This is a genomic window from Paraburkholderia sp. SOS3, from assembly GCF_001922345.1.
Lineage (GTDB): Bacteria > Pseudomonadota > Gammaproteobacteria > Burkholderiales > Burkholderiaceae > Paraburkholderia.
Window position 1 is genome coordinate 1430325 of sequence record NZ_CP018812.1, and the last position, 12941, is coordinate 1443265.

Consider the following 12941-nt stretch of genomic DNA (forward strand, 5'->3'; position numbering starts at 1 on the left):
ACCACAAACACACAGGGTGGGGAATTTTACTTCGACACTTCGGGGGTGCGGCGGAATTCTTGGACTATTTGGGAGCTAGTCCATGTACTCGTACGAAGACCGCATCCGAGCGGTCAAGCTCTACCTGAAGCTTGGAAAGCGGCTTACAGCGACCGTTCGTCAATTAGGCTATCCGACAACGAAGTCTCTCGAACGTTGGTATCACACGTACGAGCGATGTCTGGATTTGCCGAAGGAACGTATTTGCCTGAGGCCGCGCTATTCGGAAGAACAAAAGAAGGCGGCCACAGACCACTATATGAGCCATGGCCAGTGTCTGGCTGCAACGACGAAAGCGTTGGGGTATCCGGGACGCGGGACGCTTGTCGCCTGGCTTGACGAGTTGCATCCCGAGCGAACGAAACGCGTTCTCGGGAAGGCTTCGGGTATTCGGCATACACCAGAGCGCAGGCGGACAGCGGTCATCGATCTGTGCACTCGACGCGAAAGCGCAGAGGAAGTTGCTAAAAAGATTGGCGTGAGCCGCCCAACGCTGTACAACTGGAGAAATCGGTTACTCGGTCAGGAGGTTGCTTCAATCATGATACGCCGCAACGATCCGCCGGAGAGCTCCGAGAAAGCGACGCTGGAGCAGCAGGTCGAATCACTCCGACGAGACATCCGGAAGCTCCAGATCGAACACGACATCCTGAAGAAGGCCAATGAAATAATAAAAAAAGGCCTGGGCGTCGACCCGCAACTCCTGACGAATCGGGAGAAGACAATGCTGGTTGATGCCCTGAAACAGACCTACACGCTGCCGGAGCTTTTTGCGGAATTGGGGCTCGCCCGTAGCTCCTACTTCTATCACCGGGCACGGATACAGACTGCCGACAAGTACGCTCGTGTACGCCTTGCCATCGCAGATATCTTCGAGCTCAATCACCGCTGCTATGGATATCGCCGGGTGCGCGCGGCACTTGGCAGGCAGAAAGTCTTCATCTCGGAGAAGGTCGTTCGGCGCCTGATGAAGCAGGAGCAGCTAAGCGCGGCCACAACGAGGCGACGACGATACGGCTCCTACGCTGGAGAAATAGGTCCGGCTCCCGAGAACCTTATCAACCGCGATTTCCGGGCAGCAGCACCGAATGAAAAGTGGCTCACAGACATCACGGAGTTCCAGATTCCTGCCGGTAAAGTCTATCTGGCGCCGGTTATTGATTGCTTCGATGGGCTTGTGATCAGTTGGTCGATCAGTACGCGACCAGACGCCGAGCTTGTGAACACGATGCTCGATGCCGCCATCGACGCAATCGGTAGTAGCAGTAGCCGACCTGTTGTCCATTCAGATCGCGGTGCGCATTATCGCTGGCCAGGCTGGCTTACCCGGATACGTGAGGCCAATCTGATTCGCTCAATGTCGCGCAAGGGCTGCTCGCCCGATAACGCGGCGTGCGAAGGCTTCTTTGGACGACTGAAAACGGAACTGTTTTACTCCCGGGACTGGCAGACCGTCAGCACCGACCAGTTCATTGAGGTCGTCGACTCGTACATTCGCTGGTACAACGAGAAACGGATCAAGATCTCGCTTGGCGCACTCAGTCCGATCGAATACCGGGAGAGCCTCGGGCTCACGACATAAACCAGTCCAAGAATTCCGCCGCACCCCCTTCTGGGGAAATTACGGCCGACGTTGACACTTTTCAGATATTACGATCCGGATGTCGGGCGGTTTGTTAGTCAGGATCCGATTGGGCTTCTGGGCGGATTTAATCTGTATCAGTATGCGCCGAATCCGATTCAGTGGGTCGATCCACTGGGACTTGCATGCTCAAATCCTGCCTGCTCGATCCAACGTAGAGAGCTAGGGTTGTTTACTGGGAAAATAGTAGAAGATGAATTAATTTATCGGATGGTCGAGGTTATAAATTATTGGGTTACAGGGTTGAATACCATTAAATTTTAAATATTAGGGCCGCGAGCGCGGCCTTCGTTCGTCTAATCAGCAGTAATAGTCATCCGTCTCTGTTCAACACTGATCGTGACGCGCTACCCTGCTTTGAATTCCGCCTGCTAGATCCACCGTCCAGCGAATTTAGGCCACGGAAAAAGCGGCGGTTTGGTGTGTTGGTGCATGTGGGGACCCGATCCGATGAAATTCCCCAGTGGCGGGTTCAAGTATGAAGACGTTGATTTTAGTATACATGGACACGGCGCTAATCCTGTTGCTGCATCGAAATTTCTTGGTTCTAATGCTGCGACGGGATCTACGGCGAGCATCAAGGATGTAGCAGGACAGAATTTCAGGGCCGCTGGGACATGGGGTGACATGCCCGGTAATTCAGGCGCGTGACTATATGCAATAAATGGTTTGAATTTCAATGCGGCTATTTCAACGTTTTACTTGAGCAGGGGGTATTTCGAAAAAGCCATTTCCAGTTGAAGATGAAAGAATTGAAATGAAATACTCGACGAAATGCCGGCCGCCGAACCCCGCGTTTTCCCGGTTGCGCGGAATTTCTGTCCATGAAACACTCGCTGCCATCTGTCGTATCGGACTCGATTCCGATATATCGGACTGCGCATCGTCGAATATTTCCATCTTCCGATCGGGACGCCAACAATGAGACTCGCCCAAGCCAGCGCAAAATTTCTCTGCCTGTCCGCTGTTGCCGCACTGCTGGCGCTCGCCGCCTGCACGAAAGTCGACACACCCGCGCAGAGCGCAGGCGCGGGAGACTCGACGCTCAAACAGGTCTTGCAGCGCGGATCGCTACGCGTCGGCGACTGTCTGAGCTTTGCGCCATTCGGTTTCTACGATCAGTCCGGCGCTCCCGACGGCTATGACGTCGATCTCGCGAAAGAACTCGCCAAGCAGATGGGCGTGAAGCTCGAAATGGTCAATACGACGAGCGCGAACCGCATTCCGAACCTGCAGACCAGCAAGGTCGACGTCGTGTTCTGCAATTTCACGCGAAACCTCGAACGCGCGAAGGAAATTTCGTTCACCAATCCGTATGTGGTGGCGAGCGAAGCGCTGCTCGTGAAGAAAAGCAGCGGCATCAAGTCGATCAAGGACATGTCGAATCGCACGATCGCCACCGTCAAAGGCTCGACGAACGGCGACGAAGTGCGTTCTCTGAACATGCAGGTCAAGATTCAGGAATACGACAGCTCGCAGGCCGCGATTCTCGCAGTCAAGCAAGGCCAGGCCGACGCGATGATCGAGGACAACAACTTCCTCGCGTATCAGGCGAAGCTCGATCCCGAGCTGACTGTGACCGACGAAGCACTTGTGCCGCTCGAATACAACGGCTTCGGTGTCAAGCAAGGCGATCAGGTGTGGCTCGATTACCTGAACCTGTTCCTGTTCCAGATCAACGCGTCGAAGCTGAACCAGCAGTTGTACAAGAAATGGTTCGGCGTCGACCCGCACTATCCGCTGAATCCGCAGTTCTAGGCCGTTTGCCGCTGCGGCGTACGGAGAAGCGATGAGCTACCAATGGATGACCCTCGCCGGTTACGCGAACGATTTCGTTCGCGCGGCGTGGCTGACGCTGCAGGTCACGCTGCTCGCGTTTGTGCTTTCGATCGCGCTCGGCCTTCTGACCGCGCTTGCCGGTTCGTCGCGCGTGATGGTGCTGCGCTCGATCGCGAGCATCTATATCGAGGCGATCCGCAATACGCCGGTGCTGCTGCAGATCTTTATCGTGTTCTTCGGCTTGCCAACGCTCGGCATCCGGCTCGATGCGTACACGGCGGGCGTGATCGCGCTCGGTGTGAATGTCGGCGCCTATCTTGCTGAAGTGTTTCGCGCAGGCATTCAGTCGGTGCCGCGCGGGCAACTCGAAGCCGCATCGATTCTCGGCATGCAGCGCTCGCAAATCTTTGTCGACGTCGTGTTGCCGCAAGCGGCGCGTGCCGTTTATCCGGCGATCGTCAATAACCTGATCCAGCTGCTGCTCGGCACATCGCTGCTGTCGGCGATCGCACTACCGGAGCTAAGCGGCACCGCGACGGTGATCAATTCGCGCACGTTGCTCTATGTGCAGACGTTCACCATTACGCTTGTCATTTATCTGATCCTGAGCAATGCGCTTTCGTGGGTTGCGGCGCAGATCGGTGCACGCGTGTTTCATCCGCCGCTCGAAATGAAAAAGCGCACGCGGCGGGCGTTTTTCTTCGCGCGCCAGGTGGACCGCACCTGAGCATCCGTGCAATCGCGTATTTGAGCATTCAGGCGCAAGAGACCGACCATGTCGAGCGAACTGCTATTCAACAGCCTGTCGATCCTGCTGCAAGGATTGTGGGCCACCTTGCTGCTATCGGCGGCGTCGATTATCGGCGGCACGCTGATCGGGCTGTTCGCCGCCGTGTTGCGCACCTTCGGGCCGCCCGGCACGCGCTATATCGCAAAGCTCTATACCGAGCTCTTTCGCGGCTCGCCGGTGCTGATCACGCTGCTTTTCATCTATTTCGGCGTGTCGTACTTCGGTTACGCGATCGACGTGTTTGCGGCGGGCGTGGTCGGTTTGAGCGTGTATCAGGGCGCCTATATCGCCGAGGTGTTTCGCTCCGGTATCGAGGCGGTGCCGAAAGGGCAGTGGGAAGTCTCGCAAATTCTCGGCCTGAGCAAGCTGCAGACGTTTTTTTCGGTGGTGCTGCCGCAAACCGGCCGCATCGTGCTGCCGCCGCTGATCGGCCAGTATCTGTCGCTGATCAAGGATACGTCGATTGTCAGCATGATCGGCATGTCGGAGCTGATGCATGGCGGTCAGGCGATTGTCGACCGCGTCGGCAAGCCGGTCGAGATTTACGGCCTGGTCGCCGTGCTGTATTTCATCGTGTGCTTTCCGCTGTCGCAGTGGGTGCGCCGTCACGATCGGAGAAGGAGCGTGCTGTCATGACCACGAACGCGCAGGGCAAGCCGGTGATCAATCTGTCCGGCGTCAGCAAGTCGTTCGGCGCTACGCAGGTGCTGCGCGATGTGAATCTCGACGTAAAACCCGGTGAGGTTCTCGTGCTGATCGGCGCATCGGGTTCCGGCAAGAGCACGGTACTGCGCATCATGAGCGGGCTTGAAACAGCGGATGCCGGTGAAGTGTGGGTCAACAACGTGCCGTTGCACGATGCGCGGCGCGCCAGGGAAATTCGTGGGCATGTCGGCATGGTGTTTCAGCAGTTCAATCTGTTTCCGCACAAGAGCGCCCTCGGCAACGTCACGCTCGCGCTGATCAAGGCGCGCAAGATGAGTCCTGCCGATGCGCGCAGGCGCGCGATGGAAACGCTCGATCGCGTGGGCCTTGCCGATCGGGCGGAGCATTATCCGAGCCAGTTGTCGGGCGGCCAGCAACAGCGCGTCGCAATCGCGCGCGCGCTGGCGGTCGAACCCGGCATCATGTTCTTCGATGAAGCGACCTCCGCGCTCGATCCCGAACTTGTCGGCGAGGTCACGGAAGTGATGCGCGGCCTCGCGCGCGACGGCATGACGATGGTCGTCGTCACGCATGAAATGGGCTTTGCGCGCAAGACCGCGGACCGCGTCGTATTCATGGACAAAGGCGTGATCGCGGAGCAGGGCGCGCCCGAGCAGATTTTCGTGAACCCGGCCAACGAGCGCACGCGCCAGTTCCTGCACCGGGTGCTCGACCATTGAGCGCGAATCTGAACTCGAAGTCCGGACGCCGCGATGGCGGCGCACGCGCGGCGCCCACATCGTCCGGTGCTGCCGCAAGCGCATCTTCCAGCGAATCGACACGGGCGCGAGGGGTCGATCGCGTCGTTGCGCTGCTCAGGCAGTTGCATGACGCGAGGCGTCCGCTCACGATGCGCGAACTGATCGAATCGACCGGCGCGCCGCGCTCGAGCGTCTACGAACTCGTAACGATTCTGACCGAGGCAGGCTGGCTTGAAACGCGGCCGGACGGCAGCGTGTTTTTCGGCCGCGAGATGCATTACTACGGCGCCGACTATGCCGTGCATAACGATCTGATCAGCCGCGCGCATCAAACCATTCTTTCGCTCGTGAAAGTTCACGACGAGACCGCGCAGCTCTGCATGCTCGAAGGCAACAAGTACACGGTGGTGCTGTCGGAAAACAGCGCACGCCCCTTCAATATCAGTTCCGATATTGGCGTCAGGGTGCCGATTCCGTGGACCGCAACCGGCCGGCTGCTGCTCGCGCATCTGAGCGCCGCGGAAATTCGTGCACTGATTCCGGACGAAGATTTCGTACTCGACAACGGCACGCGCATCGTCTTCGACGACTTTCTGCATGATGTCGAGCGCGCAGCCCAACTGGGCTACTGTTGCACCGAAGGATTGTCGCAGACGTTCCGCTGCTGCATGGCCGCGCCGATTCGCGACCGCATGGGCCATGCGGTGGCCGCGCTCTGCTTCATGACCGGACGCGACACGGACGCGGCCAAGCGTGCCGCCATGCTCGAAGATCTGATTCGCTCGGCTAAAGCGTTGTCGCAAACGTACGCTCGATAAGGCTTGAAGCGAAAGCTGCTGCGAAGGCGCGGGAGTCGTTTCTTCAACGCGGCATTGCAAAAGTCCATGCGCGATCAATGCCAGCCCTGTCAAGATTCAAGGCCGTCTGCATCGGTGCTTGCATCGGCGCCTGCCTTGGCGGCGATTGGAACGGCTTTACCGGCGTGACCGGTGTTTGCGGTTGAACTTAACACTGCGATGCGCGATTCCGCGATTTGCCATGCAAGCATGCCCGGCACGAAGATCACGAGGTCGCGCACCCGTCGCGCACCCGCAAGCGCGAGACAGGTCGCCGGTTCGAGGCCGAGCATGCCGCCGATCAGCAGAAAGCCCCCTTCCTGCACGCCGAGTGCGGCCGGCACGAAGAACGCGGCGCTGGCCGCCACCTGAACCAGCGAATCGATGACGAACGCCTCTGCAAAGCTAACAGGCGTGTCGAAGAAGTAAAGCGCAAGCCAGATCTGAAGCGATGTGCCAATCGCCTGCAGCGGCTGCCAGACAAACAGATAGCGCAAGATGATGGCGCGGCGACGCCAGATGCGCTTGATTGTTTCGTCGATGTCGGCGGATTTGCCGACTAGCTGCGCGAGCTTGCCGCTCGCAATGCGATCGAGCGCGCGCATCATCCGTTCGAACGGACGCGCGTGCTGGATCGCCGCAAATATCGCGAACGCGGGCGCGATCAGCACGATGCCCCACGCGAGGTTGCCGACCGTGCGCAACGCGTCGGAGTGCACATGCGCGAACAGATAGGCGATGCCGGCTGCAGCAAACAGCAGCTGGCTGATCACGGTCAGTTGCATGTCGACGATCAGACTGGCTGCACACGCCGACGCTGGAAAGCCGCTTTTAAGAAGCAGCCGGAACGAGATCAGATCGCCTCCGATTCGCGCCACGGGCAGCAGGCCATTGATCGATTCGCGAATCCAGATCAGACCGAGCAAGGCGCGGTAACGCGGCACCGGTGGATCGAGCATCAGCGTTTGCCATGCGCGTGCGTTCGCGAGCATATGCAGCACATGCGCGAGTGCGGCGACGACAAGGCCGGCCCCCGCCGTGCGCACAAGCGACATCACCGCCTCGGGATCGTCATTCGATACCAGCCATAAAGCAATCAGTAATCCCGCTGCGGCGGCGATGCGGCCAAAGTATCGCATCGCCCGGCCGCCCGGCATCGCGACGCGAAAGCGGCGGCGCAGCGGATCGCGCGACCGCGGCGACGCACGGCCATCGGAATCGAATCGCACCAGGCGGGGTAATCGCATCGTTCGCCTCGTGTAGTGAGATGCGCGCAACCGTTCGCGCGCTTTACGGTTTGCGTTTGCGCATGAAGCGCAATGCAAAGCGCGTGAGTGCCGGCATGGTCCGCGGACGCAGCAGGCGTTCGTCGTAGCCCGAAAAGCGCCGATCGTTTTCTTTCAGGCACAGCAGCATCAGTTCGCGCGCGCCGATGTGCTCCGCCGACATCGATTGTGCACCCGTGACAGTGAAGTTGTTATCGACGCTCTGTTCGTTACCGTCCGCATCGAGCGAGCGCGCAAGACCGATACGTTCCCAGCCGAGAAACACCCAGGCCGCAGCGACTTTCAGCTCGAAGCGAATGCGTTGCCACACATTCAGTTTCGCCCGGTGCCACGCGATCCAGTTCGCGAACAGCAGGATATGTCTGCATTCCTCCTGCATCACGGGTTCGAACGTGTCGATCAGTTCGGGCGGGAAGAAACCGGAGCGCCGCGCCACCTCGAACAGTCCAAATGCGAAGAAGCTGTCGATACATTCGCTGTAGCCCGTGACCAGATACGCCCACTCGGGGTCGCTCGGGTATGCGTACGGTATTTCGCGGGCGAGCTCGATACCGTATGCGCTGACCATGCGCGACAGCACTTCCTTATGGCGGCTTTCTTCCCATGCGTTGAGCGCGAGCGCGGCGCGCACCTCGGCGTCTTCGACGGTACTCGCGTAAGCGGCCATGCGCAGCCGTGCCTTGCCTTCGGTCTGCACGGCGATGTCCCAGATCGGCAGCGACATCAGTCGTTCGAGCGTGGCCGCATCGAGTCGGGGCCAATCGAGTACGGCAGGGCGGTACGGATTGAAGGTCTCGCGAAACATGCGGCACATCTCGCGCTTGTGTGTGTCGCCGCCGGGCACGAGCGGGCCGTCGATTGCGCTTCGCCATTGAACGGACCTGCGCGTCGCGGCCTCGAGTGCCGCCGCGTCGAGCGCGCCGCTCTGGCTCGGTGGACGAAATCCGGGCACCAGTTGCGCCGCATCGAACGGGTCGAGGACCGGATCGTCGAGAAGCTGATGTTCCATGCTCGTGACCCCCTGCGTGAATGGATCGTCCGCAGTCACCCCAATCTTCTATAACCGCCCGTGCGCGCCACATGATTCATGGTAGGACGGGTTTTGCATCCTGCGCCACGAGCGTGCCGCGAGTTCGGCTTGCTTTGTGCACTGTTTGCACTGCCGATTGCGTAATCAGACGAATCGCGGCACATTGCGTAACGTTCTTGCGAACAAAATCATGTTGCGCGACGCCGTCAGCGGTTCGCTATCCGGCATTCGGCCGTCAGCGCACATTCCGACACGTAGAGGGACTTCCGCGAATGAATCGATCGGTTTATTGGGTGATGGCGCTGGCCGCAGGCGTCGTCGTCGCAAACAACTATTACAACCAGCCCCTGCTCGTCGATTTCGCGCACACGTTCAATGTGACCGAGCGCGCGGCCGGTTCCGCGTCGGTCGCCGCACAGACTGGCTATGCGCTTGGCCTGCTGCTCTTCGTTCCGCTTGGCGACATGATGCGGCGCACGACGCTGTTTACGGTCACGCTGCTCGCCGCGGCGCTGGCGCTGGTCGCTACCGCCTTTGCGCCGACGCTCGCATGGCTCGTCGTGGCGAGTTTCATGACGAGCCTGACGAGCGTGACGCCGCAACTGCTGACGCCGCTGGCTGCGCAACTGGCCGGACCACAGCAGCGCGGCAGGGCGGTCGGTACGGTGATGTTCGGTTTGCTGTGCGGCATTCTGCTGTCGCGCACGGTGTCCGGCTTGCTGGCCGAATCGTTCGGCTGGCGCGCCGTATATGGCATCGCCGCGGCGGCGATGGTCGGCGTCGTCGTCATGCTGCTCGCGGTCGTGCCGCGCACCGAGCCGGTTTTCCCGGGCAGTTGGAGAAGCCTGATGGGCTCGCTCTGGACGCTGCTGCGCGAAGCGCCGCTGATCCGCCATACCTCGGCCATCGCCGCGCTGCAATTCGCCGCCTTCAGCGCGTTCTGGACCACGCTCGCGTTTCACCTGCATGCGATCGATGCGCGCTACGGCAGCGCGACGGCTGGTCTGTTCGGCCTTGTCGGCGTGGTCGGGGCGAGTGCGTCGACCGTGTCGGGAAAGTGGACCGATCGCGGCGATGCACGCGGCGTCGTGCTCGCCGGCAGCATGGCGATGGTCATCGCGTATGGCGTGTTCGCGCTGGTCGGCGGGTCGATTACAGGGCTCGTTGCCGGTGTGATCGTGCTCGACTTCGGCGTGCAGATCGGACACGTCGCGAACATGTCGCGCAATATGGGCATCAGCGCAGGTGCGATGAACCGCATCAATACGCTTTATATGACGATTCGTTTTGCGGGCGGCGCACTGGGTACCGCAGTGGGCACGTTCGCCTGGAGTGTCTGGGGCTGGGCCGGTGTCTGCGCGACAGGGCTCGCGTTCTCGTTTGCATCGGTGCTCGTGCAACTGATCGCCGATCGCAGTGCGCGCCCCTTGCTGGCCGGGCGCGACGAAACGAAAGGGTGACCTCGCAAGGCGGTTACCGCGCTGCATATTGCGGGAAGACCTTACACAAACGCAGGTTTTCGGATCGGCATATGATGGCCGCTGGTCGCATCCAGGCCGTATCAGGCCATCGCGTTGTGCTCTGCCATTCGATGAGGTCGCATATGCAGAATACGGTGAAGACGGTGAAAATTCCCGGGCCCGATCATCCGATCACGGTAACGAAAAGCCCGTCGCATATCGTGGTTGTGGTGGCCGGCAAAGTGATTGCCGATACGAGAAACGCACTTGTGCTGCGCGAGGCATCGTATCCGGAAGTGCTCTATATTCCGCGCGAAGATGCGGATATGGCGCAACTCGAGCGCACTTCGCATGCAACCTATTGCCCGTACAAGGGCGAATGCAGTTACTACAGCATTCCAGCCGGCGGCGACCGGTCGCTGAATGCAGTCTGGACATATGAAAATCCTTACGACGCGGTGAGCGCGATCAAAGGTCATCTCGCGTTCTATCCGGACCGTGTCGACGCGATACGGATTCAGCCGGGCTGACTTTCCGGCATTTCACAGAGCGTCCGCTTAAGGTTCTCGAAGGCGCGTGATCGCGTCGTGACGTGCGGCGTTGCCGGTCGGGTATCGAATTTGCTTTCGAAAAGAAAGCTTGGTTGGGCACTTAGGGCAACTGCCTTAAGGCTCAATTTCCGCTTTCCGATACCCGAACGGAGCCTTCGATGACGCTGGTCGTTTATCTCGTGGGATGGCTGATTCTGATTGCCGGCATCGCATGGGCGCTCGTCACCCTGCATGTGTCGCAGCACACCGTCGCGATTGTTGCGGTGATCATGGCAGGCATCGCACTGATTACCGCGGCGAAGAGGATTCGCGGCCGAGACCGCTAGGCGTTGACGACAGGCACCTACCAGTGCTTCATCAAGCGCTTCATTCAGGCTTTGGGGACGGCAGCGCTCTCGTGAACGCTGCCGGCAACCACGGCTGCCAGACGCGCACCATTTCCGTCCAGAACATCAGCGGACCGGCGAATGCAAATAGACCCGGCTGCAGCAGCGATCGTGCGGCTGCGTCGAACGATGGGGTGGCGGTGATGTGAATCGTCACGACCTCGCCGTTTTTTTCGGGCAGGTCGCGTCGGGTCAGTTCCACATCGATCGTCGGAAAGTGCGCGGTCAGCTTCGTGTGATCCATCGGTCAATCTCCATCGAATGTGCGGCCACGTTCATGAAACGTGTCGTATTCGTTGCACTCCTGCCCATCAGTCTAGCGCGATGCGAAGGGCGCCGCCAGCGCGCGGCTGTGGCATGACTCGCGGGAATAACTGCCGGCGCGAAATTGTTCTGTTGTCGATGCGGCTGCATCGAATGCGTCGCTCTTTGTTTGTGCAGCGCATTCCGTCTATTTCGGAAACGTCGACTTCCTATTGAAGATCCGTCCATGACCAACAACATCGACCGGCCCGGGCCGCCTGCCGCAAGCGAGCGCGTATCGCCGGGGCTCGTACTGCTGCTCGCTTTTGCATGCGGCTTGACCGCCGGCAATATCTACTATGCACAGCCTCTCGCCGGATTGATCGGCGCCTCGCTCGACGTCGCAAAGGGCGCGACCGGTTTCATCGTGACGATGACCCAGATCGGCACCGGCGTCGGCATGTTGTTCGTCGTTCCGCTCGGCGATCTGATCGAAAGCCGGCGCCTTGCGCTGACGTTGTTGGGCTTTGCGGCGCTCGGGCTTCTCGGCGCCGCGTTGTCGCAGCATGCTGCACTCTTTCTGATTGCTGCGTGCATGATCGGATTGGGCAGCGTCGCGGTCCACGTGCTTGTGCCCTATGCGGCGCATCTTGCGCCCGAGCGCATACGCGGGCGCGTGGTCGGCAATGTGACGAGCGGGGTGCTGCTCGGCATCATGCTGGCGCGCCCCACGTCAAGCTTCGTTACGCAGGTCTCGTCGTCGTGGCATACCATTTTCTTTCTGTCGGCGGCGCTGATGGCCGCCCTGATGGTGCTGCTTGCGATCGTGCTGCCGCCGCGCGAGCCGCTGTCGAAGCTGCGCTATGTCGAACTGCTGGCGTCGATGTGGCATTTGTTGCTGACGCAACGGGTCGTCAGGCGCCGCTCGTTCTATACTGGTTGTCTCGGGGCGGCGTTCAGCCTTTTCTGGACAACCACGCCGTTGCTGCTCGCGGGGCCTGCGTTCAGGCTTTCGCAAGGCGGTATCGCGTGGTTCGCACTGGTTGGCGTGTCGGGCGCGATTGCCGCGACTGTATCGGGCAGTCTCGCAGATCGTGGCTGGACACGGCCGGCCACCGCGATTGCATTGCTGGCCGTGATCGTCGCCTTGCTGCTTGCGCGTATGGTGCCGCCGGGCGCGCCGCTGTCGCTGACGTGGCTCGTCGTCGCCGGTATCGTGCTCGACTTCGGCGTGTCGTCGAATATGTCGCTTGGGCAGCGCGCGATTTTTTCGTTGGGGCCGCAATTCAGATCGCGGGTCAACGGCATCTATATGACGACGTTTTTTGCAGGCAGTGCGCTCGGTTCTGCGTTGGGCGGCTGGTCGTATGCACAAGGCGGCTGGCCGCTGACGTCGCTCGTCGGCCTCGTTTTTCCGGTGGCGGCGCTAGTCTATTTCGTGACCGATCGTGAACACTTCGTGAAGCGCGAATCGCCGGCCGCATAATTGCGCA

At 60.1% G+C, this 12941-nt stretch carries 14 protein-coding genes and 1 pseudogene; 11 read left to right on the forward strand and 4 right to left on the reverse strand.

Annotated elements, in window-relative coordinates:
• Positions 1-82: 82 nt before the first annotated feature.
• Together BTO02_RS26360 and BTO02_RS35680 are read left to right on the forward strand one after the other, a co-directional pair.
• Positions 83-1621 (forward strand): IS3 family transposase, encoded by a 1539-nt coding sequence (locus tag BTO02_RS26360; RefSeq protein ID WP_075157113.1) that lies wholly within the window; start codon positions 83-85, stop codon positions 1619-1621.
• Positions 1622-1681: 60 nt separating this feature from the next.
• Positions 1682-1817: pseudogene (locus tag BTO02_RS35680) on the forward strand (RHS repeat-associated core domain-containing protein); the annotation flags it as partial.
• A 554-nt stretch (positions 1818-2371) separates the two neighbouring features.
• Here BTO02_RS35680 and BTO02_RS34485 read toward each other — a convergent pair.
• On the reverse strand, positions 2372-2581 hold the full coding sequence (locus BTO02_RS34485) for a hypothetical protein (RefSeq protein ID WP_156883990.1): 210 nt from the start codon (positions 2579-2581) through the stop codon (positions 2372-2374).
• Between the two features lie 21 nt (positions 2582-2602).
• Between BTO02_RS34485 and BTO02_RS26370 the strand changes: the two genes are divergently transcribed.
• The 5 genes from BTO02_RS26370 to BTO02_RS26390 are packed head-to-tail and all read left to right on the forward strand — an operon-like array spanning position 2603 to position 6474.
• Entirely contained in the window at positions 2603-3439 is an 837-nt protein-coding gene (locus tag BTO02_RS26370; protein WP_075160082.1) for an ABC transporter substrate-binding protein, read from the forward strand.
• Positions 3440-3470: 31 nt separating this feature from the next.
• On the forward strand, positions 3471-4187 hold the full coding sequence (locus BTO02_RS26375; RefSeq protein ID WP_075160083.1) for an amino acid ABC transporter permease: 717 nt from the start codon (positions 3471-3473) through the stop codon (positions 4185-4187).
• Between the two features lie 48 nt (positions 4188-4235).
• Positions 4236-4886, forward strand: a complete 651-nt coding sequence (locus tag BTO02_RS26380; RefSeq protein WP_075160084.1) for an amino acid ABC transporter permease — start codon at positions 4236-4238, stop codon at positions 4884-4886.
• Positions 4883-5635: an amino acid ABC transporter ATP-binding protein gene (locus tag BTO02_RS26385; protein WP_075160085.1), complete on the forward strand. Its 753-nt coding sequence runs from the start codon at positions 4883-4885 to the stop codon at positions 5633-5635. Before BTO02_RS26380 ends, BTO02_RS26385 begins: the two co-directional genes overlap by 4 nt.
• Entirely contained in the window at positions 5632-6474 is an 843-nt protein-coding gene (locus tag BTO02_RS26390) for an IclR family transcriptional regulator (RefSeq protein WP_232243683.1), read from the forward strand. The genes BTO02_RS26385 and BTO02_RS26390 overlap by 4 nt, the downstream gene beginning before the upstream one ends.
• Positions 6475-6563: 89 nt before the next feature.
• Here BTO02_RS26390 and BTO02_RS26395 read toward each other — a convergent pair whose 3' ends face one another.
• Both BTO02_RS26395 and BTO02_RS26400 read right to left on the reverse strand, forming a co-directional pair.
• Positions 6564-7631, reverse strand: a complete 1068-nt coding sequence (locus BTO02_RS26395) for a lysylphosphatidylglycerol synthase domain-containing protein (RefSeq protein ID WP_083615524.1) — start codon at positions 7629-7631, stop codon at positions 6564-6566.
• A 151-nt stretch (positions 7632-7782) separates the two neighbouring features.
• Complete coding sequence (locus BTO02_RS26400; protein ID WP_198039324.1) at positions 7783-8787, reverse strand: ferritin-like domain-containing protein; 1005 nt, start codon at positions 8785-8787, stop codon at positions 7783-7785.
• Positions 8788-9080: 293 nt separating this feature from the next.
• Between BTO02_RS26400 and BTO02_RS26405 the strand changes: the two genes are divergently transcribed.
• The 3 genes from BTO02_RS26405 to BTO02_RS34870 all read left to right on the forward strand — a co-directional run bounded on the left by BTO02_RS26405 (position 9081) and on the right by BTO02_RS34870 (position 11145).
• Entirely contained in the window at positions 9081-10268 is a 1188-nt protein-coding gene (locus BTO02_RS26405) for an MFS transporter (protein ID WP_075160087.1), read from the forward strand.
• Between the two features lie 155 nt (positions 10269-10423).
• Positions 10424-10798, forward strand: a complete 375-nt coding sequence (locus BTO02_RS26410; protein ID WP_442953508.1) for a DUF427 domain-containing protein — start codon at positions 10424-10426, stop codon at positions 10796-10798.
• 179 nt (positions 10799-10977) lie between these two features.
• Positions 10978-11145 (forward strand): hypothetical protein, encoded by a 168-nt coding sequence (locus BTO02_RS34870; protein ID WP_198039325.1) that lies wholly within the window; start codon positions 10978-10980, stop codon positions 11143-11145.
• 40 nt (positions 11146-11185) lie between these two features.
• On the opposite strand, the gene BTO02_RS26415 is transcribed toward BTO02_RS34870, so the two are convergent.
• Entirely contained in the window at positions 11186-11449 is a 264-nt protein-coding gene (locus tag BTO02_RS26415; RefSeq protein WP_075160088.1) for a hypothetical protein, read from the reverse strand.
• A 246-nt stretch (positions 11450-11695) separates the two neighbouring features.
• On the opposite strand from BTO02_RS26415, the gene BTO02_RS26420 reads away from it, so the two are divergent.
• Entirely contained in the window at positions 11696-12934 is a 1239-nt protein-coding gene (locus BTO02_RS26420; RefSeq protein ID WP_075160089.1) for an MFS transporter, read from the forward strand.
• Positions 12935-12941 lie beyond the last annotated feature (7 nt).